We start from the raw sequence: 20,601 nt of genomic DNA, 5'->3' as shown, positions 1-20,601 counted from the left end.
TATCGGGACGATTTATAAACGCTCACCAAGGCTCCGCGGGAAAGTTAACGGGGGTTAAAATCGTGTTTTCCGGCGTTTTGAGCGGGTGGGGGTAGTCCAGGGTGTAATGCAGGCCGCGGCTTTCTTTACGTTGGATCGCCGAGCAGATAATCAGGTCTGCAACCGTCACTAGATTACGCAGCTCAAGCAGGTCATTGGACACTTTATAGTTGCTGTAATACTCACGGATTTCCTGATGTAACAGGTCTACGCGATGCTTCGCGCGTTGCAGGCGTTTGTTGGTTCGTACGATGCCGACATAGTCCCACATGAAGCGGCGCAGCTCGTCCCAGTTGTGTGAGATCACAACATCTTCGTCGGAGTCTGTTACCTGACTTTCGTCCCAGGACGGAGCGGGCGGCGGCTCAGGCGTATGGGCGATACGGCTGGCGATGTCTTCTGCACAGGATTTGCCGAATACCAGACATTCCAGCAGGGAGTTGCTGGCCATGCGGTTGGCCCCGTGGAGTCCGGTAAATGCAGTTTCGCCTACGGCGTATAGAGAGTTCAGGTCTGTACGGCCGGCGCTGTCGGTAACTACTCCTCCGCAGGTGTAGTGTGCGGCGGGAACCACAGGGATGGGCTCTTTGGTGATATCGATACCGTAAGACAGGCAGCGTTGGTGCACTGTGGGGAAATGTCCGAGGATAAAGTCTTTGTCTTTATGGCTGATATCCAGATACAGGCAGTCCGCGCCAAGTCGTTTCATTTCGTGGTCGATAGCGCGGGCGACGACGTCACGTGGAGCGAGCTCTTCGCGCTCGTCAAATTGACCCATGAAGCGCTTGCCGTTGGGCAGCAGAAGCTTGCCGCCTTCGCCGCGAACGGCCTCTGTAATCAAAAAGGATTTCGCCTGAGGGTGATAAAGGCAGGTTGGGTGGAACTGGTTGAACTCCATGTTGCCCATGCGGCAACCTGCCCGCCAGGCCATAGCGATGCCGTCGCCGGTCGCCACGTCAGGATTGCTGGTATAGAGATAGACTTTGCTGGCGCCGCCGGTGGCGAGCACCACAAATTTGGCGCGGAACAGCTCTACATGACTGGTTTTTTTGTTCAGCACGTAGGCGCCGACACAGCGGTTGCCGGGAAGAAACAATTTGCTATGGGTGATCAGGTCGATGCCGACGCGGTCTTCGAATATTTCAATATTGGCTTTTTCACGCGCGCGATCGGCCAGTGAGCCTGATACTGCACGGCCGGTGGCGTCTGCAGCGTGAACAATGCGGCGATGGCTATGTCCGCCTTCCTTGGTGAGATGGTATTTCTGCGTGGACTCTTCGGATTCGTCTGTATCGAACTGCACTCCCTGGGAGATAAGCCATTCAATGGCCTCACGACCATGCTCAACGGTAAGGCGTACGCTGTCCTTGTCGCACAGCCCAGCGCCGGCCACCAGCGTATCCTGCAGGTGGGATTCAGTGCTGTCGTCATCGTCCAACACCGCCGCGATGCCGCCTTGCGCCCAAAGCGTGGAGCCGCTTTTGAGTTCAGTCTTGGACAATACCGCCACTCTTAAATCGGTGGGAAGATTCAGGGCGACGGTAAGGCCAGCGGCGCCGCTGCCGATAATGAGAACATCGTGTTCGAAGCTTAAACTCATAGCCTTTGCGTGACTCCAGCAATCAAGGAAAAAACAGCCAGGAAAAAGGACCGGATAGTTGTTGGGCCCAAGCAGAATAGCTGAATATACTAACATTAATGGCTAAGAGTGAACTATCCGAAAAAAGTTGTGTCTATAGGGCTATGCAAACAACTTTTATAGACGCAGCAAACGGTGGTTCTTTTATGTCAGTGCAGGTTTTGACCGCTCTTGAATCAACGCGTGGTCGCGCTGAATTACTGGATAATAAGGAAAATATGAGCGCTCCTAACAAGACGACAGACCAACAATTGGTCGAGCGGGTTCAGCGCGGGGACAAGCGCGCCTTTGACATGCTGGTGGTGAAATATCAAAGCAAAGTCATGGCGATTATCGCCCGCTATATTCGCGATCACCACGAAGTGATGGATGTTGCGCAGGAAGCGTTTATCAAGGCCTATAAGGCGCTCGCCAACTTTCGCGGTGAGAGCGCGTTTTACACTTGGCTTTATCGTATCGCCATTAACGCGGCGAAAAATCACCTGATGGCTCAAGGGCGTCGCCCGCCAGGGGAGGATGTGGACGCAGACGAGGCGGTTTTATATGAGGGCGGCTCCGCTTTGAAAGATATTGACTCCCCCGAGCGCCAAGTACACCGCGATCAGGTTAAACAGGCGATATTCCAAGCGTTGGATGAGTTGCCTGAAGATTTACGCTCAGCCCTGACGCTGCGTGAGTTCGATGGCCTTAGCTATGAAGAAATAGCAGAGATCATGCAGTGCCCCGTAGGCACCGTGCGATCGAGAATTTTCAGGGCCCGGGACGCGGTGGATACGCGAATTGCGCCGATGTTGGAACAGAAAATGCGCGCCTGAAATGGGCGGGAAGCGACGGGAGTCTTGAGCGTCATGGGTTTTTCCAACGGGGATGCCGGGAATCACCAAGGTTGGCGAAATGAAAAGTATTACAGAGAGGCCGGAGCGGCGCACAGGCTCCGGATTTGCAGAGGTTGACGGTTATGAATGAACGACTGAAAGAATCTATGTCCGCGCTTTTGGATGGAGAGGCGGATGAGTTGGAGGTGCGCCGTATACTGGCGCAGTCCCATGATGAAGAGGTGATGGCGACCTGGAGTCGGTATCAGCGTGTTCGCGATGAACTCCACGAAGAAGCTGCGCAATGGGCGCATGTTGACCTGCGTCAGGGCATTTGGTCTGCGCTGGAGGAAGAGGAAGGCGTTGATCGCAATGAGAACATTGTAGAAGAGGTGGCTGAGCCGGAAGAAGCTCGCGCTGGCGGCGGTTGGTGGCGCGGAGTCGCTGTTGCGGCGTCGGTCGCTTTCGCTGCTGTATTTATGGTGGAGTTTTCCGGCGGGCCAAACTCGACGCAACCTGCTCCTGCTGTCGCCAGCGGACAGCAAAGTGCGCCGGCGTTGAATGTGAACGGCGCCGGCTCTCATTTGGTGGCGGATTCCGGTGCGGAAAGCGAAGATGCTGTTCAGTTCTCCGCAGAGCATGCAAGCAGGCTGAACGCCTATTTGATGAAGCATGCCGAGCAGGCTGCGCTGAATGGCTCGCAGGTTATTTCTCCCTATGCCCGTTTGAGCGCCTTTGAGGTGGTAGAGGGGCAAGGAACAGAGCAGCGCAGGTAAGCAATGAAACTGGTAATTCGTAAAGTGGCGGTGATCAGGGATGGTGTCCGGCAGTGGAGTCTGGTCTGGATTCTGGCGCTGATGTCACTGACTTCTGCAACAGCGCAGGCTTCAGGCCCGCAAGGATGGCTGCAGCGCATGTTGGAGGCGCGTCAGGAACTCTCTTACCGCGGCGCATTTATCTACAGCCGTGGCGATGAAATGAGTTCTATGAAGGTCTTTCATCGTACGCAGAATGGCGTGGAGAGAGAGCGTTTGGTCGCCATGGACGGAGAGATGAGGGAGATCATCCGGGATGGAGACATGCTGATTTGCGTGTTTCCCGGCGGCAAGCAGGTTCGACTGGAGCAGGCTGCTTACACCGGGCCATTTCCGGGGGCGGTTTTGAATGGCGGCTCCGATGTTGATTCGGTCTACGAGTTGAAAATGGCCGGAGAGGAGCGGGTAGCCGGGCATGATGTGTTGAAGATGGCGGTCATGGCCAAAGATCAATACCGCTACAGCTATTACCTGTGGTTGGAAAAAAACTCAGGTATGCTGCTTAAGTCTCTTTTGACCAACCGTAAGGGAGAAGTGCTGGAGCACTTCCAGTATACGGTGCTGGAGCTGGACGCGAAGGTGACGGATCAGGAGTTGGCGCCTTCAATGCCTGAGACAGACGCCAAAGCGTTAGAGCCAAAACAAGGAGCAACCTCAGAGACGTTGCCCGAACAATGGATGCCCGCCTGGCTTCCGAAAGGGTTCAGCATGTCGCCTAACGTAACCAAGCGCAACGACGTTATGCCTGGAGATATGCGCACGCAGGTGTACGGCGACGGTTTGACCATGTTCAGCATATTTGTCGAAGAGAATAGCCCCCAGGCCATGCCGGAGGGGGCTTCCCGCATGGGGGCGACCACTGCTTACTCGAAACATATCAAGCACGGAGGCATGACCTACGTCATTACGGTGGTGGGTGAGGTGCCCATTGAGACGGTCAAGCGGGTGGCGGATAATATGCAGTCAAGTCCATCCGCTGGAGACGCCTCTTGATATTGGAAACCGGGAAAGTCGTTGCTGTTGGCGACCATGAAGTCTGGGTTAGGACCATCAGGGAGTCCGTCTGCCAGAGCTGCTCGGCTAGAAAGGGTTGTGGTTCGCGACTTCTCAATCAGATGAGCGCTGGCGCCTCGACTCAGATTAAAGTGGCGAAAACCTTTGATGTCGAAGTTGGAGATGAAGTGGAGATTGGCGTTGCTGAGCAGGCTTTGCTCAACGCCTCTCTGCTGGTTTATCTGGTTCCCCTGGTTGTGATGATTATTTTGGCTGGAGTCAGTCAATCACTGCTGCATTGGCCGGATCTTGGCGTCGCCCTGGCGGGCCTGTCAGGACTGGGCTTAGGCTTTGTTTTTGTTAAAATCTTGTCATCAAGGCTGTCTTGCAATCCCTCCTACCATCCCCAATTATTACGCAAGCTTTGTTAAGCGTCGTATAGCCTAGTTCCAATTATCTAAAGGAAATCTGACGCCACTATGTGAGCCGGGAGGCGTTGGCTCGTTTGGTTGGAGCGCCTGGGGCAAACGACTGTGCCCATGCTTCGTGTGGGTGGTTTGGGTAACCAAGTGGAGTTGCATATGAAGGTTTGTCAGAAATATACGGCGGTTTTGCTGTTCTGGATGAGCGCCGTCATCAGCATGCGAGCAGGGGCCGTTGATCTACCTGACTTCACCGGACTGGTGGAGAAAACTTCTCCGGCGGTGGTAAACATCAGCACCGTACGTAAAGTCGGAGACGATAGCGCCCAGTATTATTTTGGCGGTCCCGAGCAAGACCAGATTCCTGAATTCTTTCGCCACTTCTTTGGCGATCCATACCGTCGCAGAGGCCCGCAGGAAGCCCAGTCAATGGGATCAGGCTTCATCGTTTCCAAAGATGGTTACATCCTTACCAACAATCATGTCGTAGCGGGCGCGGATGAAATATTCGTTCGGCTGATGGACCGTCGCGAGCTGACGGCGAAACTGATCGGATCGGATGAAAAGTCGGATTTGGCGGTTTTGAAGGTGGAGGCGGATGATCTGCCCGTTCTCAAGCTGGGCAAGTCTTCTGAGTTAAAGGTGGGTGAGTGGGTCGTCGCCATCGGCTCTCCATTTGGCTTTGAATATACTGTGACGGCGGGCATCGTCAGCGCCAAGGGGCGCAGCTTGCCGAATGAAAATTATGTTCCTTTTATCCAGACGGACGTGGCGATTAATCCCGGCAACTCGGGCGGGCCGCTGTTCAACCTCGAAGGGGAGGTTGTCGGCATCAACTCTCAGATTTATACCCGCTCAGGTGGGTTCATGGGAGTTTCTTTTGCGATTCCCATTGATGTCGCATTGGATGTGATGAATCAGCTGAAAGATACAGGCGCGGTCAAGCGCGGCTGGTTGGGCGTGCTGATCCAGGAAGTGAATAAGGATCTGGCTGAGTCCTTCAATCTCAACAAGCCGCGTGGCGCATTGGTGGCGCAGGTCATGAAAGGCTCGCCCGCCGATAAGGCCGGTTTGCAGCCAGGGGACGTCATCGTCAGTTATAACGGCAATGAGATTGGATTATCCTCCGAGTTGCCGCATCTGGTCGGGCGCTCTACGCCAGGAGTGAAGGCGAAGATGAAAGTTGTGCGACGCGGGGATGAAATGGATGTTGACGTCGAGATTGGCCAGTTGCCGGCGGACGACAACGGCGTCGCCAGCGTACCGGCAGGTCAGACCGCTCCGCAGAATAACGCCCTGAATTTACAGGTTCGCGATCTGACGGATGAAGAAAAAAAGAGTATGCAGGTATCGGGAGGCGTCATGGTGGCGCAAGTGTTTCCTGGACCCGCCGCGACGGCTGGCATTCAGCCCAATGACGTGATCAGCAGCATCAACAACAAAGATGTTGGGTCCGTAGCGCAGTTCCATGAGGTGGTTGAGAAGCTGCCGGTTGGCAAGTCGCTGCCAGTACTGATTGTCCGTGAGGGCAATCCCGCATTCATTGTGTTGAAGTTGAACAACAAGTAGGTTCAGGTTTGGCTGGACGAAGCCGGCGGCCGGGTTTCTCAGGATGAAGCCCGGCCGTTGCTCGTTTTATTGTAGGGAAAACGGCGTTTCTCCCAATATCGGTGTGAATTCTGAGGGTATTTTGTTAATTCGCTGCAATTTACTCGGCGGAGCTGTTAAAATTTCGCCGCCTTCAACTTTGAATCTGAGTGACAGTAGTCCGTGAGTAAACTCAACCATATTAGAAATTTTTCTATCATTGCCCACATCGACCATGGCAAGTCCACTTTGGCTGACCGCTTTATTCAATATTGCGGCGGTTTGTCTGATCGGGAAATGTCCGAACAGGTGCTCGACTCAATGGATATCGAGCGAGAGCGGGGCATTACCATCAAAGCGCAGAGCGTAACGCTCTATTACGACGCAAAAGATGGCTCCCGTTATCAGCTGAATTTTATCGATACTCCCGGACACGTAGACTTCTCATATGAAGTTTCTCGTTCGTTGGCCGCCTGCGAAGGCGCTTTGCTGGTGGTCGACGCCGCGCAAGGCGTTGAAGCGCAGTCCGTGGCGAACTGCTATACCGCCATCGAAATGGGGCTGGAAGTTATTCCTATTCTGAACAAGATGGACCTGCCGCAGGCGGAACCAGCGCGCGTGCGTCATGAAATTGAAGAGATTATAGGCATTGATGCTGCCGGCGCCGTGGAAGCCAGCGCCAAAGCCGGTATGGGGATCCAAGAGAGCCTGGAGCAAATTGTTCAGTTGGTGCCGCCCCCTGAAGGCGACCCGGATGCGCCGTTGCAAGCCCTTATTATCGACTCTTGGTTTGATAACTATCTGGGCGTTGTGTCTCTGGTTCGAGTTAAAAACGGAACGCTGAACAAAGGCGATAAAATCCTGATCAAGTCAACCAAGACCCAGGAACTGGTGACTTCAATCGGCGTGTTTACTCCGAAGCGTACGGAGACCGGCTGTCTCAAGGCGGGTGAAGTGGGGTATGTCATCGCTGGTATTAAAGATATCCACGGCGCTCCCGTCGGCGACACCATTACACTGGCGAAAACGCCGGATGTAGCTTCTTTGCCTGGGTTCAAGCGCGTGCAGCCTCAGGTATACGCTGGCGTATTCCCGGTCAGCTCTGACGACTACGAAGACTTCCGTGATGCGCTGGACAAGTTGACGCTCAACGATGCGTCATTGTTTTTCGAGCCCGAAACGTCTGACGCCTTGGGATTCGGTTTCCGTTGCGGTTTCCTCGGGATGCTGCATATGGAAATTATTCAGGAGCGTTTGGAGCGGGAATACGACCTGGATCTGATTACCACTGCGCCGACAGTAGTCTACGAAGTTCTGACTAAAAAGAACGAAGTCATTAAAGTCGACAACCCTTCCAGGCTGCCGGACCCTGGTTTTATCGAGGAAATGCGTGAGCCCATCGTCGAGGCGAATATTCTTGTGCCGCAGGCTTATCTTGGCAACGTCATCTCCCTTTGTGTGGAGAAGCGTGGCGTACAAAAGAATATGCAGTTCCTGGGGAATCAGGTCGCGCTGTCCTATGAATTGCCGATGGGAGAAGTCGTACTGGACTTCTTTGATCGACTCAAGTCGGTAAGCCGCGGCTATGCGTCTTTGGACTACCACTTCGTTCGTTTCCAAGCCGCCAACCTGGTGCGTCTGGATATTCTGATCAATGGCGATAAAGTCGATGCGTTGGCGCTTATCGTTCACCGCGATAACGCCGCTTCGCGTGGTCGTCTGCTGACTGAAAAAATGAAAGAGCTGATTCCGCGTCAAATGTTTGATGTGGCGATTCAAGCGGCGATCGGTGGACAGATTGTATCCAGAACAACGGTTAAGGCGTTGCGCAAGAACGTATTGGCCAAATGTTATGGCGGCGATGTTTCACGGAAGAAAAAGCTGTTGCAGAAGCAGAAAGAAGGTAAGAAGCGGATGAAGCAGGTGGGCAGCGTTGAAATTCCACAGGATGCGTTTCTTGCCGTGCTCAAGGTCGATAAATAAGACAAATTGCGGACTGAAAGCAATAAATACAAACTGAATAGGACACACGATGGACTTCGATTTCTCTTTGATTCTGGTTGTACTGACCCTGGTCTCAGGTCTGATTTGGTTAGGCTTTTGGCTATTTGTTAAGGTCAGGACGCGTGGGGGAAGCAACGCGATGATCAAAGAGCCGGTTGTAGTGGAGTATTCCCGGTCTTTCTTTCCTGTTTTGTTTTTGGTGTTGGTGGTCCGCTCCTTTCTTATCGAGCCATTCCAGATTCCGTCCCAGTCCATGATGCCTACTCTGGAAGTGGGCGACTTTATCCTTGTTAACAAGTATTCCTACGGGCTGCGAGTTCCGGTTTTAGGGTACAAGTTCCTGGATTTGGGGGATCCACAACGGGGAGATGTGATGGTATTTCGCACTCCGGAAGATAACACCACCAACTACATCAAGCGCGTAGTGGGTGTTCCTGGCGATACAGTTGAATATAAAGACAAGCGGCTTACCATCAATGGGGTGCCTATTGACGAAAAGCTAATCGCTGCATTGCCGGCGGGCGCTCCCAGAGAGCTTTATTACGAAGAACAGTTGGGCGAGAAGCTCCATCGCATCATTAAGGAAAACTATCCAAACACTGGGCATGAAGGCAAATGGGTCGTGCCTGAAGGTAAGTATTTCATGATGGGCGATAACCGGGATCGCAGTAAAGATAGCCGTTATATCGGACTTGTGCCGGATGAAAATATCGTCGGCAGGGCATTCGCTATTTGGATGCACTGGGAAAAGTTTTTGTCATTGCCTTCATTCACACGAGTTGGTTCGATACAGTAAGTGCGCATTAGTGTAAAAACAGTGAGTTAATGTCTATTATTTAAATATTATTGATTAATAAGAGGATGATAAGGAGTGAATATGCGCAAGAGTCAACAGGGCGCTTCTCTTCTCATGGTGTTAGTTTGGATTATCATTGGCCTTTCTGTCATTACCTTGGGTATCAAGCTTACACCTATATATATCGAAGATTATGCTGTGGCATCATCTTTACAAGGTCTGAATAGAGAAGCCGATCTAACGAAAATTTCAAACAAGGAAATTTTTTCGCGAATTGATAAACACTTTACTGTGAACAATGTCCGTAATTTTGATAAGGATAATATTCATATTTCGCGTGAAAAAACCAAGTTGATCATAGATATCAATTATGAAGCACGCACCAGCATTATCAGCAATATTGATGCTGTACTTAGTTTCAAACATCACCTGGAAGCCAATAATCAGTGACAGCTAAGCTGGAAAGACTGCAGCGTGCGCTCGGATACACATTTAAAGAGCCTGCTTTGCTTACTTTGGCGCTCACCCACCGCAGCTTCGGTGGTCGTAATAATGAGCGTTTGGAATTTTTAGGGGACTCTGTCCTCAATTTTATTATCGCCGATTACCTCTTTGGCCGTTTTGAAGAGGCGCGGGAAGGTCAGTTGAGCCGTTTGCGCGCAAGAATGGTTAAAGGGGTGACGCTGGCTGAAATCGCCCGGGAATTTGATTTAGGGGAGTATCTGCGACTGGGGTCAGGGGAGATGAAGAGCGGCGGCTTTCGTCGGGAATCTATCCTGGCTGATGCGTTGGAGTCCATTATTGGCGCCATTTATCTGGATGCTGGCTTTGAAGGCTGCGCAGACAGGGTGCTGAACTGGTTTGAAACGCGTTTGCAGAAGCTTAACCTAAAGGATACTCAGAAAGACTCCAAGACACGTTTGCAGGAATATCTGCAGGCGCGCCAGCTTAACCTGCCTCGCTACGAAGTTATTTCCGTACAGGGGGAAGCGCATGCGCAAACTTTCCATGTGCGCTGTGAAATAGACGGCCTGTCTGACCCGACGGAAGGGACCGGCAGCAGCAGGAGAGTGGCGGAACAAAAAGCGGCTAAACAGGCCTTGGTGGCGTTAGGAGTGGATCAGTGAGTATTGAAGTAAGTTCACAAGAAAATAGCCGCTGTGGTTATGTTGCGATTGTAGGTCGGCCGAACGTGGGCAAGTCGACCCTGTTGAACCATATTCTCGGGCAGAAGATCAGCATTACTTCGAAGAAGCCGCAAACTACCCGGCATCAGATTTTAGGTATCAAGACAGAGGGCGACTATCAGGCTATTTATGTGGATACGCCCGGCCTGCACCAGCTGGACAAGAAAGCGCTCAATCGGGTGCTGAACAAAGCCTCCTCTTCAGCGATCAAAGATGCGGATGTGATAGTTTTTGTCGTTGATAGAAAGCGTTGGACGGAAGAAGACGACTATGTTTTGTCAAAAATCGCCAAGGTGAATCGCCCGCGCATTCTGGTGATCAATAAAGTGGATAAGCTGGAAAATAAAGATGATCTGCTGCCATTTATCGATAAGGTACAGAAGATGTGCGAGTTTCAGCACATTATTCCACTTTCCGCTCTGCGTGGACTGAATATTGATCGACTGGAAGCTGTTATTAACGAAATGCTGCCGCAGGGGATTCATTTCTTCCCTGAAGATCAAATCACGGATCGTAGCGAACGCTTTATGGCGGTGGAAATTATTCGTGAAAAAGTCATGCGCCAGTTAGGCAACGAAGTGCCTTATGAAATTGCTGTAGAAATCGAGCAGTTTAAGCGTGAAGGCGCATTGCTGCGTATCAGCGCCCTTATCCTGGTGGAAAGAGAAGGTCAGAAAAAAATTGTGATCGGCCAGAAAGGGGAGCGAATCAAGCGTATTGGTTCCGATGCCCGTAAGGACATGGAAAAGTTGTTTGAAAGCAAAGTCATGTTGGAAACCTGGGTGAAAGTGAAGTCCGGCTGGAGCGATAACGAGCGCGCTCTGCAAAGCCTGGGTTACGACGACCGCTAGCGGAAATATCGGCCGCTATGCACCGGGTTTCGCTTCAGGCCGCCTATGTGCTGCATAGTCGGCCGTATCGCGAAAGCAGCCAGATTGTCGATCTGTTTACCGAATCTGACGGTAAGGTTTCCGCTGTTATGAAAGGCGGCAGTCGCAGGAAAGGCGCTCCAAACACACTCCAGCCTTTTACCGAGCTGGAGGTTGAGCTGGGAGGGCGCAGCGAACTTAAATCCCTCATTCGTTGCGAGACTAACCTCCGCTATCCCCTGGCGGGAGCTGCTCTCTATGCTGGTCTTTATCTCAATGAGCTGTTGCTGAAGTTGCTGCAGCCATTGGAAGCCAGCCGAGATGCTTTTGATGCTTATAAATCCAGTCTGGTATTTTTGTCGCTTCCACAAACGAACCTTGAACCCGGATTGCGGGAGTTGGAGTTTGCGCTGCTGAATGAGTTGGGCTTTGGCGTGGATTTTTGTGTGGAGAGCGCGACAGGGGATATTGTAAAAAATAACATCGCTTATCACTTTTCTCTTACCGAGGGCGTTAGCCGAACGCCAGAGCCATACTCAGTTGTGATAGAAGGGCGGCATCTGCTGGCGATAGCTGAGCGGGACTGGTCGGTTCCTGGGAGTCTTGCCGCTGCCAAGAAGCTGACGCGTCGCTGCCTGGATGAACTATTGGGCGGGCGTCCTCTGCACTCCCGAGAGCTAATGCGCAGTTACCTCAAGCTCACCAAGAGCTGAACGCCGCCAAAGTTAAATGTCGCGAAATCCCAGCCTTGCTAGGACTGAGAAGCTGACTGGGTCTGATACTCTCTGAACTCTGTTTGCCAGTCATTTCTGTCTGACCAGTAAAGCACTCTTTCTATCTCTTCAAATAGCGCGGAAACAGCTGCTTCCAGTGGCTCTACGTCACGTTTGATCTGCCCTTCCAGCTCCGCCGCGGCGTTGCGCAGCAAGGGGACTCCACAGTAGCGCGTCGCGCCATGTAGGCGGTGAACACGCTCCAGCAGCTCAGACCTGTCTTGTTGCTCCCAGGCGCTCTCAATAGACTTGCGTTCTTCCGGCAGGTTCTCAAGCAGCATGGAAAATAACTCTTCCGCCAGTCCTTTTTTACCTCCGGCAAGAGTGACGCAACTGCGAATATCCACGCACGGCTCGGTGGCGGCTTTCACTGATGGCTTTATCTTGCCTGGCTCTCGTGCAGGCTGTTGAGTCAGCAATGGTTGGGGTGACAACTGGAAACCGGTTCTGCGCTCGATAATACGCTGCAGTTCATCTTCATTGGTGGGTTTGGTGAGGTAGTCGTCAAAACCGCTCTGCAATAGCTGTTTGCGCTCTTCCGACATCGCATGTGCGGTAAGAGCAATGATCGGCGTGCGTCGTTTACCTGCCTCGAACTCACGAATCTTGATTGTAGTTTCAACTCCGTCCATTCCCGGCATTTGTACGTCCATGAAAATCACGTCAAAGCGCTTCTGTTTGGCTTTGGTGAGCGCTTCATAGCCGCTCATGGCAGTCTCCACCACAGCTCCCAAGTCTAATAGAAAGGCTTCCACCAGTTTAAGGTTGGCGAGGTTGTCGTCAACCGCCAATACCAGCGGTTTGCGGCCACTGGTGGCGTTCAACTGCTTGATGGATATTGCTGATGGGGCTTCCTCCTCCTCGGAGCGTCCTTCGATCAGCCAGCTAAGTGCGTTCGCCAGTCGCCGCTGTGAAGCCGGTTTAATCAGGAACGTTGAAGCGTCGGTCAGTATCGGAGGTTCTTCGTTGCCAGTGTCAATGGTGGGAGTCAGTATTAGCGTGCGGCAGTCGAGTTTATACTCCAGCTTACGCACGGTCTGCAGGTACGAATTAGAGCGCAAGTGGTGACGGGTCAGGCCAATAATGGCGACGGCGAAGCCTTCGCCTTTGCGTTGGGCCTCTTCCACCTTGTCCGCAAGATCTTTGATATTGTCCACCTGGGTGACGTTGGAGCCCCACTTGTTAAGCGTATGCTCCACCGCCAGCCCGGTTTTTTTCTGGTGCTCAAGATAGATGACGCGCTCGCCCTCGAACAAACGGTGGTTAAGTTCGTTGTCCGGTTGGTTGGGGGCGATTTCGACGGGGAGCTCGATCCAGAATGTAGACCCTTTGCCCAACTCGCTTTCAACACCAATCTGGCCGCCCATTTGCTCGGTCAGGCGTCTGGAAATGACCAGGCCAAGGCCCGTGCCGCCGAAACGCCTTGCTGTTGACGCATCCGCCTGACTGAATGCGCTGAAGAGCGTCTGCTGCTGAACGCGAGAGAGTCCTACGCCGCTGTCGGTGACCGTGATTTTGATGAGTGAACTCTCATCGGACTCGTCCTCCAACATGACGCGCACCACCACTTCGCCGCTTTGAGTGAATTTAATACCGTTGTTGACCAGATTGGTGACGATCTGTTTGATTCGCAGTGGATCGCCCATGATGTGGCTGGGAACATCGGAATACACGAGCCCCGCCAGATCCAGGTTTTTCTCGTGGGCGCCAGGGGCGAGCATGGTGAGAACGTCTTCCACGATTTCCTGAAGATTGACGGTTGTGTTGTCCAGCACCAGCTTGCCGGCCTCGATTTTGGAGAAATCCAGGATGTCGTTGATGATCGTCAGCAGGATCTCGGACGATTTCAGGATGGTGTTGAGCTGGTCCCGTTGCTGTGGTCCCAGATTGGATTTCAGCAGGAGGTGCGTGAACCCGATGATACCGTTAAGCGGTGTGCGGATTTCATGGGACATGTTGGCGAGAAATTCGGACTTCACCCGGCTGGCTTCAATTGCCTCCTTGCGAGCCATGTCCAGTTCAATGTTCTGGATTTCTATGGTTTCCAGAGTTTCTCTCAGGTCTTCCGTGGCCTGATCTATATTTTGCTGCATTTCACTGCGCGCCTTGGCGAGAGCTTCCGCCATGGAGTTAATGCCGTCTTGCAGTAAAGCGAGTTCGGGGCTGGCTTCTATGTAAACGCGGGTATCCAGCTTGCCTTCTTTTATGCGAGTAAGCGCTTGCGCCACTTGAGACAGCGGCGAGGTAAGGTCGCGACTTAAGCGCAACGCCAAGATGGTGCAGACAATAATAGCGGTGAATACGGCGCTGAGAGCGAAGAGTATCGTCCGATACTTGGCGACCTGTGTCGGCGCTCGGGAGACTTCAATGACCGCCCACCCCAGAATATTGTCCTGCAGACCATTGGTGGTTTCAGACTCCTGCAAGTTGGCGTCTTCGCTCAGGCTAAGATCCTGTAAGGTGACCGGCGCGGTGAAGCGCAGCACATCCTCGCTAGAATAAATCGTAAGCTGGGTGGATAGGCTGGCGGGGATCGTATGCTCTTCCTGAATGCGCGGACCAGCATGGGCTAATATCTGACGCTGGCGTCCGTAGATCGAGACTGAACGAATGTCTTTCTCTTCCAGAACGGCGTTGGTCAGCCCAATCAATTGACGACGGTTTCCGGTGAAAACGCCATACTCCGCAGCATTGGCGAGGTGACGGGCGGAGTCGGAGCCGCGCTCCAGGAGCACGTCGCTAAGATCGTCCAAACGTGTAAATACAAAGGCTGCGGACAGCGTGAACGCAATGGTGAGCGACGGCGCCAAGGTCAATAAAATGACCTTTACTTTTATTCCCCAACGTTTCATGCAGGGGCCCTTCGGCGGCTTGTAGAGGAGGCGCGGGTAAACGGCATATTATGGTATTTATGATATAAAGTGATTTTTATATTAAAAAAGAATATATCGCCACTCTCAGATTATTGCTTATCATGGCCGATGTTCGGCCAATATCAAGTCCGAACGCGGCCATCGGCGGAAATGCTTCGATGGCGTTACAGGGACCGGATTTTTTTCTCAGGCGACGTCGAGTCATTGTCACAGCGGCGCCGCAGCGGACAAGGACATTTCCGATTCTACAGCTAATTGATTGAATTTAAAAAGAAGCGAACGTTAAAGATGTCATACCCCACGATTGAATCCTACGTTGGAAACACACCGCTTGTTCGACTGCAAAGACTGCCCGGCGACACCAGTAACGTCATCCTGGCGAAACTGGAGGGGAATAATCCAGCGGGATCAGTCAAAGACCGTCCCGCCATGAGCATGATCCAGGAGGCGGAAAATCGGGGCGACATCCGGCCCGGCGATACGTTGATTGAGGCGACCAGCGGCAATACCGGGATCGCTCTGGCTATGGCCGCAGCGATCAAAGGCTACCGTATGGTTCTCATCATGCCGGCGCATATGAGCGAAGAACGCCGCGCCGCAATGACCGCCTATGGTGCGGAAATCATCTCTGTATCCAAAGAAGAGGGGATGGAAGGCGCGCGTGACCTCGCCAAACAGATGGAGTCAGAGGGAAAAGGCAAGGTGCTGGATCAGTTCGCTAACCCGGATAATCCCCTGGCTCACTACAAAACGACGGGCCCGGAAATCTGGCGGCAAACTGATGGCGCTATTACCCACTTCGTCAGCTCCATGGGAACCACCGGCACTATTATGGGGACCTCTCGCTATCTCAAAGAGAGCAATCCGGAGATTCAAATTGTCGGCCTGCAGCCCGCTGACGGCGCATCCATTCCCGGCATTCGTCGCTGGCCGGAAGCGTATCTGCCCAAAATATACCAGCCTGAGTCAGTAGACCTGGTTTTGGATATCGCCCAGCAGGAAGCCGAAGAAACCATGCGCGCACTGGCTCGAGAAGAGGGCATCTTCTGTGGCGTATCTTCCGGCGGCGCCATCGCTGGAGCATTGCGAATTTCCCGTGAGGTTGAAAATGCGGTGATCGTCGCCATTATCTGTGATCGGGGCGACCGCTACCTGTCTACCGGCGTATTCCGCAGCTAAAGCGGTTGCGCCGGAACGCGACGCCAAAGCCCTTATATCTGTTGCGGGAGGCCGCTATAATGGCCGGCTTTTTATCCAGATCGGCCCCATAGCCCAGGTTTATAAGCATGTCTCGTCGTAGAAAGAAGTTACCCCAAGAGTCCATTACCTGCGAAATTGAATCCCTCAGTCACGAAGGGCGTGGCGTCTCTCATAAAGACGGCAAAACTCTGTTTGTCGAAGGCGCATTGCCCGGCGAAACGGTGACTGCGCGATACGTAAACAGTCGTCGCAGTTATGATGAGCTTGCTGTAGAAGAGGTGCTGACGCAGCATCCGCAACGCATTGAGCCTGACTGCCAATTCTCCAAACTGTGCGGCGGCTGCAGCATGCAGCATGTCGATCTGGGCTTTCAGATCAATCACAAAGAGTCTGTGTTACTGGATCACCTGCGACATTTTGGCGACTTAAAGCCAGAGCAGGTTGTTCCGCCTCTGGTGGGCGCGGGGCGCGGTTATCGCACAAAAGCGAGACTGGGCGTTCGTTATGTCGCCAAGCGGGATGAAGTCCTGGTTGGATTCCGCGAGCGCTACAGCAATTTCCTGACCGCCATTGATGAATGCCCGATCTTGATCGAGTCCGTCGGCGGCCGTATTCCTGAACTGAAAGCGCTGATCAGAAGCCTTACCGGCTATCAGCGAATTCCGCAGATCGAAGTGGCGGCGGGCGATGATGTTTGCGCTTTGGTGATTCGCCACATGGACCCGCTCACTGAAGAAGATTTGCAAAAACTGATCGCTTTCTCTGAACAAACCGGGTTGGCAATCTATTTGCAGCCAAAAGGTCCCGACACAGTCGCGAAACTATGGCCGAAAGATGGTCAGGAACTGCTGAGTTATCAATTGAGCGACTATGATTTGACGATGCAGTTCCATCCGATGGACTTTACTCAGGTCAACCGCGATATCAATCGCCGCATGTTGGCGCAGGCCCTGGAATGGTTGCAGCCGCAGGCTGGCGAGACCATCCTTGATCTTTTTTGCGGGCTGGGTAACTTCACTCTGCCTATCGCCCGTTCGGCGGCGCATGTGGTGGGGGTAGAGGGCAGCGAGGACATGGTGCGTCGAGGCTACGCCAATGCGGAACTTAACAGCGTTAGCAACGTAGAGTTTCATGCGGCGGACCTGCATCTTCCATTGGCTCCGGCGAAAGAGGCGAAGCATGCATGGCTGCGCACTTATGACAAAGTTCTGCTGGACCCGCCTCGCTCTGGCGCGGAAGAGTTAGCGAAGCAAATGACCCGTTTCGGGGCGAAGCGAATTGTTTATGTGTCCTGTAACCCCGCTACTTTGGCGCGGGACGCCGGCATTCTGGCGGCGCAGGGATACAAGCTGATCAAGGCCGGGGTAATGGATATGTTCCCGCATACGGCCCATGTCGAGTCAATGGCCTTATTCGAGAAAGCATAAGCCCGTTACTCAGAAAATAAGAGAGTCTGGCGAAAGGCGTCACTATGGTTAAAGTTCGCGAAGATTATCCTTTGGCTCAGGACGGGTCAGTTGATATCAACGGTTGGATTGACCGTTTACAGCAACAGGTTGAACTGGAGGATGTGGCGTCGTTTCGTCGCGCCTGCCTGCTGGCGAAAGAAATCGAGTCAGAGGCGGTGCGCGCCGGAAACCTTTGGTCGGAAGGCTCCAGCAGTTTTCTGACGGGTTTGGAAATGACGCAGATTCTGTCGGAGCTGCAGCTGGATACGCCCAGCTTAATGGCGGCTGTGCTCTACCGTGCGGTGCGTGAGGGCAAGCTCTCCCTTGTCAGAGTGAATGAAGAGTTTGGCGAAGAAGTCTCCAAACTGATCGAAGGCGTTTCGCAGATGGCGGCGATATCCAGCCTGCGCCATCCCATTCAGGGCAGCGTGCTGGGGCAGACTCAGACTCAGGTGGACAACATTCGCCGCATGCTGGTCACCATGATTGACGACGTGCGCGTGGCGTTGATCAAGCTGGCGGAGAGAACCTGCGCCATTCGGGACGTCAAGAACGCAGGGTCCGACAAACGTCACCGCGTAGCCAGAGAAGTATTTGATATCTATGCGCCGTTGGCGCACCGCCTGGGTATTGGTTATCTGAAGTGGGAGCTGGAGGACTTGTCCTTCCGCTATCTGCATGAGACGGCATACAAGAAAATAGCCAAGCTGCTGGATGAGCGCCGCCTGGATCGGCAGAAATTTATTGAAGAAGCGCTCTCTGCTTTGCGTCAGGAGCTGGAAGCCAGCGGCATCAAGGCGGAGCTTTCCGGCCGGGCCAAGCACATTTACAGCATATGGCGCAAAATGCACCGCAAGGGAATCGACTTTTCTCAAGTCTATGATATCCGCGCTATTCGTATTCTGGTTCCCAGCATTCGCGACTGCTACTCCGCTTTAGGGGTGGTGCATGCATTGTGGCGACACATTCCCCATGAGTTTGACGACTATATCGCCAACCCGAAGCAGAACGGGTATCAATCTTTGCACACCGCCGTAGTGGGTCCTTCCGGGAAAATCATGGAAGTGCAGATCCGCACGCAAAAAATGCATGAGGAAGCGGAACTGGGTGTTTGCGCGCATTGGCTATATAAAGGCACGGATACACAGCAGAAATCTCACGGTTACGAACAGAAAATCGCCTGGCTTCGGCAGGTGCTGGAGTGGCAGGACGAGCTGGGAAGCAAGACTTCGGAGCTTGTTGATCAATGGCGCAACGACATTGTTAGCGACCGCATCTATGTGTTCACGCCGGACGGACATGTTATTGATTTGCCTGCAGGATCGACGCCTATTGATTTCGCCTACAAGGTGCATACGGAAATCGGGCACGCTTGCCGGGGAGCCAAGATTCACGGCCGAATCGTACCGCTGAACTACAAGTTGAAAACCGGCGATCAGGTGCAGATTCTGACCTCGAATCAGGCTCGCCCCAGCCGCGACTGGCTTAACTCGGATCTGGGCTATGCCAATACGTCCAGAGCGCGGGCGAAAATCACCCATTGGTTCAAACTTCAGGATCGTGACCAAAATGTCGAAGAGGGCCGTGAGATCCTGCAAGGCGTGCTGAAACGTCTGTCATTGGAGCAGTTGGACTTCGACGATCTGGCGCAAAAAGTAAACTATCCTTCCGCAGAGGACATGTTCGCCGCTATCGGCGCCGGCGATCTCAAGCCGATGCAGGTGGCGCATACGGCGCAGAACATGTTGGAGCCCCGGGATGAGCAGCTGTCGCTGCATCTACGCGCTGCACAGGAGAGCGCTAAGTCTTCCGATGTTCACATCCGTGGCGTCGGTAATCTAATGACTCAGATGGCGAACTGCTGTAAGCCCGCTCCGGGCGATCCTATCGTTGGCTATATCACTATTGGACGGGGTGTTTCCATTCACCGGCAAGATTGCATCAACGCGCTGCAGTTACAGACGGTAGAGCCCAATCGTATGATAGAAGTAAGTTGGGGCGATACTGAGTACACCTATCCAGTAGATGTGGTTATTAATGCTTATGACCGCCCTGGACTACTGCGGGATATCACCTTGTTGCTGGCGAATGAGAAGATCAACGTGACCGCCGCATTGACAAATACTGACAAGAATCAGAGTACAGCGGATATTCGTCTCACCGTGGAAGTAACCTCCATCGATGTATTGGGTCGCATGTTCGACCGTATTCGGAGGCTGCCCAACATTATCGATGCGCGCCGCGCCAAGCCGGGAGAAGGCTGATGAGCGAGAAAGACGAGGGCGTTCAATACACCTTGGAAGATCTTTTATATCTGATGCGCCGCTTGCGAGATCCGAAGGATGGTTGTCCATGGGATATAAAGCAGGACTTTGCATCCATTGTTCCGTTCACCATAGAGGAAACCTATGAAGTAGCGGATGCGATTGAGCGTGAAGATTGGCCGCATTTGCGTGATGAACTAGGCGATTTGCTGTTCCAGGCGGTTTTCTACTCACAAATGGCGCAAGAAAAAGATTTGTTTCAATGGCCTGATATTGTGGATGGCGTCGTGCGAAAACTGCTGCGCCGGCATCCTCATGTGTTTCCCGATGGAACCCTGGAAAGTCGTTTGGCCCCAGGAGAGACAATCAGCGAAGAACAGATCAAGGCCAACTGGGAGCGTATTAAGCAACAGGAGCGAGAGCTGAAGAAGCTGGGAGAGGAACAGGAATCGACAGCGTCTTCAGGCGTGTTGGCGGATATCCCAAACGCCATGCCTGCGCTGCAGCGGGCGCAAAAGCTGCAGAAGCGCGCTTCGCTGCATGGCTTTGACTGGCCGGAAATAAACCCTGTTCTCGACAAGATTCATGAAGAAATTGAGGAGCTGCGCCATGAACTGGCGGCGCCGGTTCTAGATCAGGATAAGCTGGAAGATGAGCTCGGAGATGTGCTTTTTTGCTGCGTGAATCTGGCTCGATTTGTTAAAGCTGACCCAGAAGCCGCATTGCGCAGAGCTAACGCCAAATTCATAAGGCGCTTTTCCCGCATAGAGTCACTGCTGCAAGAGCAGGGTAAGACACTGGACGATGCGTCGCTGCAGGAAATGGACTTGCTTTGGGATAAAGCTAAAGAAGAAGGCCTGTAAAGCCAAGTGCGCGC

General features: G+C 53.0%; 17 protein-coding genes. 15 read left to right on the top strand and 2 right to left on the bottom strand.

What is annotated here, in order from left to right; translation table 11 throughout:
* Positions 1-22 precede the first annotated feature (22 nt).
* On the bottom strand, positions 23-1,639 hold the full coding sequence (gene nadB, locus EUZ85_RS24370; RefSeq protein WP_127972761.1) for an L-aspartate oxidase: 1,617 nt from the start codon (positions 1,637-1,639) through the stop codon (positions 23-25).
* Positions 1,640-1,896: 257 nt separating this feature from the next.
* Between nadB and rpoE the strand changes: the two genes are divergently transcribed.
* The 11 genes from rpoE to recO all read left to right on the top strand — a co-directional run bounded on the left by rpoE (position 1,897) and on the right by recO (position 11,879).
* Positions 1,897-2,493, top strand: a complete 597-nt coding sequence (gene rpoE / locus EUZ85_RS24365; RefSeq protein WP_127972760.1) for an RNA polymerase sigma factor RpoE — start codon at positions 1,897-1,899, stop codon at positions 2,491-2,493.
* Between the two features lie 143 nt (positions 2,494-2,636).
* Positions 2,637-3,269 carry a sigma-E factor negative regulatory protein gene (locus tag EUZ85_RS24360; RefSeq protein ID WP_127972759.1) on the top strand — a complete coding sequence of 211 codons (633 nt, stop codon included), beginning with the start codon at positions 2,637-2,639 and terminating at the stop codon, positions 3,267-3,269.
* 3 nt (positions 3,270-3,272) lie between these two features.
* On the top strand, positions 3,273-4,301 hold the full coding sequence (locus tag EUZ85_RS24355) for a MucB/RseB C-terminal domain-containing protein (protein ID WP_127972758.1): 1,029 nt from the start codon (positions 3,273-3,275) through the stop codon (positions 4,299-4,301).
* Positions 4,298-4,732 carry a SoxR reducing system RseC family protein gene (locus EUZ85_RS24350; RefSeq protein ID WP_127972757.1) on the top strand — a complete coding sequence of 145 codons (435 nt, stop codon included), beginning with the start codon at positions 4,298-4,300 and terminating at the stop codon, positions 4,730-4,732. The genes EUZ85_RS24355 and EUZ85_RS24350 overlap by 4 nt, the downstream gene beginning before the upstream one ends.
* A 150-nt stretch (positions 4,733-4,882) precedes the next feature.
* Entirely contained in the window at positions 4,883-6,292 is a 1,410-nt protein-coding gene (locus tag EUZ85_RS24345) for a DegQ family serine endoprotease (RefSeq protein ID WP_127972756.1), read from the top strand.
* Positions 6,293-6,493: 201 nt separating this feature from the next.
* Positions 6,494-8,293 carry a translation elongation factor 4 gene (gene lepA / locus EUZ85_RS24340; RefSeq protein ID WP_011395711.1) on the top strand — a complete coding sequence of 600 codons (1,800 nt, stop codon included), beginning with the start codon at positions 6,494-6,496 and terminating at the stop codon, positions 8,291-8,293.
* A gap of 49 nt (positions 8,294-8,342) precedes the next feature.
* Positions 8,343-9,110, top strand: coding sequence for a signal peptidase I (gene lepB / locus EUZ85_RS24335; RefSeq protein ID WP_127972755.1), 768 nt, complete (start codon positions 8,343-8,345; stop codon positions 9,108-9,110).
* Positions 9,111-9,191: 81 nt separating this feature from the next.
* The gene (locus EUZ85_RS24330) at positions 9,192-9,560 is read left to right on the top strand and encodes a DUF4845 domain-containing protein (RefSeq protein WP_127972754.1); all 369 of its coding nucleotides are present in this window, start codon (positions 9,192-9,194) and stop codon (positions 9,558-9,560) included.
* A complete protein-coding gene (gene rnc, locus EUZ85_RS24325; RefSeq protein ID WP_127972753.1) occupies positions 9,557-10,237 on the top strand; it encodes a ribonuclease III in 681 nt (226 codons plus the stop codon). Before EUZ85_RS24330 ends, rnc begins: the two co-directional genes overlap by 4 nt.
* Positions 10,234-11,148 (top strand): GTPase Era, encoded by a 915-nt coding sequence (gene era, locus EUZ85_RS24320; protein WP_127972752.1) that lies wholly within the window; start codon positions 10,234-10,236, stop codon positions 11,146-11,148. The genes rnc and era overlap by 4 nt, the downstream gene beginning before the upstream one ends.
* Positions 11,149-11,165: 17 nt before the next feature.
* Positions 11,166-11,879 carry a DNA repair protein RecO gene (gene recO, locus EUZ85_RS24315; protein ID WP_127972751.1) on the top strand — a complete coding sequence of 238 codons (714 nt, stop codon included), beginning with the start codon at positions 11,166-11,168 and terminating at the stop codon, positions 11,877-11,879.
* 38 nt (positions 11,880-11,917) lie between these two features.
* Here recO and EUZ85_RS24310 read toward each other — a convergent pair whose 3' ends face one another.
* Positions 11,918-14,791 (bottom strand): response regulator, encoded by a 2,874-nt coding sequence (locus EUZ85_RS24310; protein WP_127972750.1) that lies wholly within the window; start codon positions 14,789-14,791, stop codon positions 11,918-11,920.
* A gap of 309 nt (positions 14,792-15,100) precedes the next feature.
* On the opposite strand from EUZ85_RS24310, the gene cysM reads away from it, so the two are divergent.
* The 4 genes from cysM to mazG all read left to right on the top strand — a co-directional run bounded on the left by cysM (position 15,101) and on the right by mazG (position 20,587).
* Positions 15,101-15,991, top strand: coding sequence for a cysteine synthase CysM (cysM, locus tag EUZ85_RS24305; RefSeq protein ID WP_127972749.1), 891 nt, complete (start codon positions 15,101-15,103; stop codon positions 15,989-15,991).
* A 107-nt stretch (positions 15,992-16,098) separates the two neighbouring features.
* Entirely contained in the window at positions 16,099-17,439 is a 1,341-nt protein-coding gene (gene rlmD / locus EUZ85_RS24300) for a 23S rRNA (uracil(1939)-C(5))-methyltransferase RlmD (RefSeq protein ID WP_127972748.1), read from the top strand.
* Positions 17,440-17,483: 44 nt separating this feature from the next.
* Entirely contained in the window at positions 17,484-19,724 is a 2,241-nt protein-coding gene (gene relA, locus EUZ85_RS24295) for a GTP diphosphokinase (protein ID WP_127972747.1), read from the top strand.
* On the top strand, positions 19,724-20,587 hold the full coding sequence (mazG, locus tag EUZ85_RS24290; protein ID WP_127972746.1) for a nucleoside triphosphate pyrophosphohydrolase: 864 nt from the start codon (positions 19,724-19,726) through the stop codon (positions 20,585-20,587). The genes relA and mazG overlap by 1 nt, the downstream gene beginning before the upstream one ends.
* Positions 20,588-20,601: the final 14 nt, after the last annotated feature.

The sequence above is a fragment of the Hahella sp. KA22 genome (genome assembly GCF_004135205.1).
Lineage (GTDB): Bacteria > Pseudomonadota > Gammaproteobacteria > Pseudomonadales > Oleiphilaceae > Hahella.
This window is presented reverse-complemented; position numbering and strand designations above follow the sequence as displayed.

What these genes read in the sequence shown, in the direction of transcription:
- EUZ85_RS24310 (WP_127972750.1), bottom strand. Translation starts at nt 14,791, where the DNA reads ATGAAACGTTGGGGAATAAAAGTAAAGGTCATTTTATTGACCTTGGCG.
- EUZ85_RS24345 (WP_127972756.1), top strand. Translation starts at nt 4,883, where the DNA reads ATGAAGGTTTGTCAGAAATATACGGCGGTTTTGCTGTTCTGGATGAGC.
- rpoE (WP_127972760.1), top strand. Translation starts at nt 1,897, where the DNA reads ATGAGCGCTCCTAACAAGACGACAGACCAACAATTGGTCGAGCGGGTT.
- EUZ85_RS24330 (WP_127972754.1), top strand. Translation starts at nt 9,192, where the DNA reads ATGCGCAAGAGTCAACAGGGCGCTTCTCTTCTCATGGTGTTAGTTTGG.
- cysM (WP_127972749.1), top strand. Translation starts at nt 15,101, where the DNA reads ATGTCATACCCCACGATTGAATCCTACGTTGGAAACACACCGCTTGTT.
- EUZ85_RS24360 (WP_127972759.1), top strand. Translation starts at nt 2,637, where the DNA reads ATGAATGAACGACTGAAAGAATCTATGTCCGCGCTTTTGGATGGAGAG.
- EUZ85_RS24355 (WP_127972758.1), top strand. Translation starts at nt 3,273, where the DNA reads ATGAAACTGGTAATTCGTAAAGTGGCGGTGATCAGGGATGGTGTCCGG.
- relA (WP_127972747.1), top strand. Translation starts at nt 17,484, where the DNA reads ATGGTTAAAGTTCGCGAAGATTATCCTTTGGCTCAGGACGGGTCAGTT.
- lepB (WP_127972755.1), top strand. Translation starts at nt 8,343, where the DNA reads ATGGACTTCGATTTCTCTTTGATTCTGGTTGTACTGACCCTGGTCTCA.
- nadB (WP_127972761.1), bottom strand. Translation starts at nt 1,639, where the DNA reads ATGAGTTTAAGCTTCGAACACGATGTTCTCATTATCGGCAGCGGCGCC.
- rlmD (WP_127972748.1), top strand. Translation starts at nt 16,099, where the DNA reads ATGTCTCGTCGTAGAAAGAAGTTACCCCAAGAGTCCATTACCTGCGAA.
- recO (WP_127972751.1), top strand. Translation starts at nt 11,166, where the DNA reads ATGCACCGGGTTTCGCTTCAGGCCGCCTATGTGCTGCATAGTCGGCCG.
- mazG (WP_127972746.1), top strand. Translation starts at nt 19,724, where the DNA reads ATGAGCGAGAAAGACGAGGGCGTTCAATACACCTTGGAAGATCTTTTA.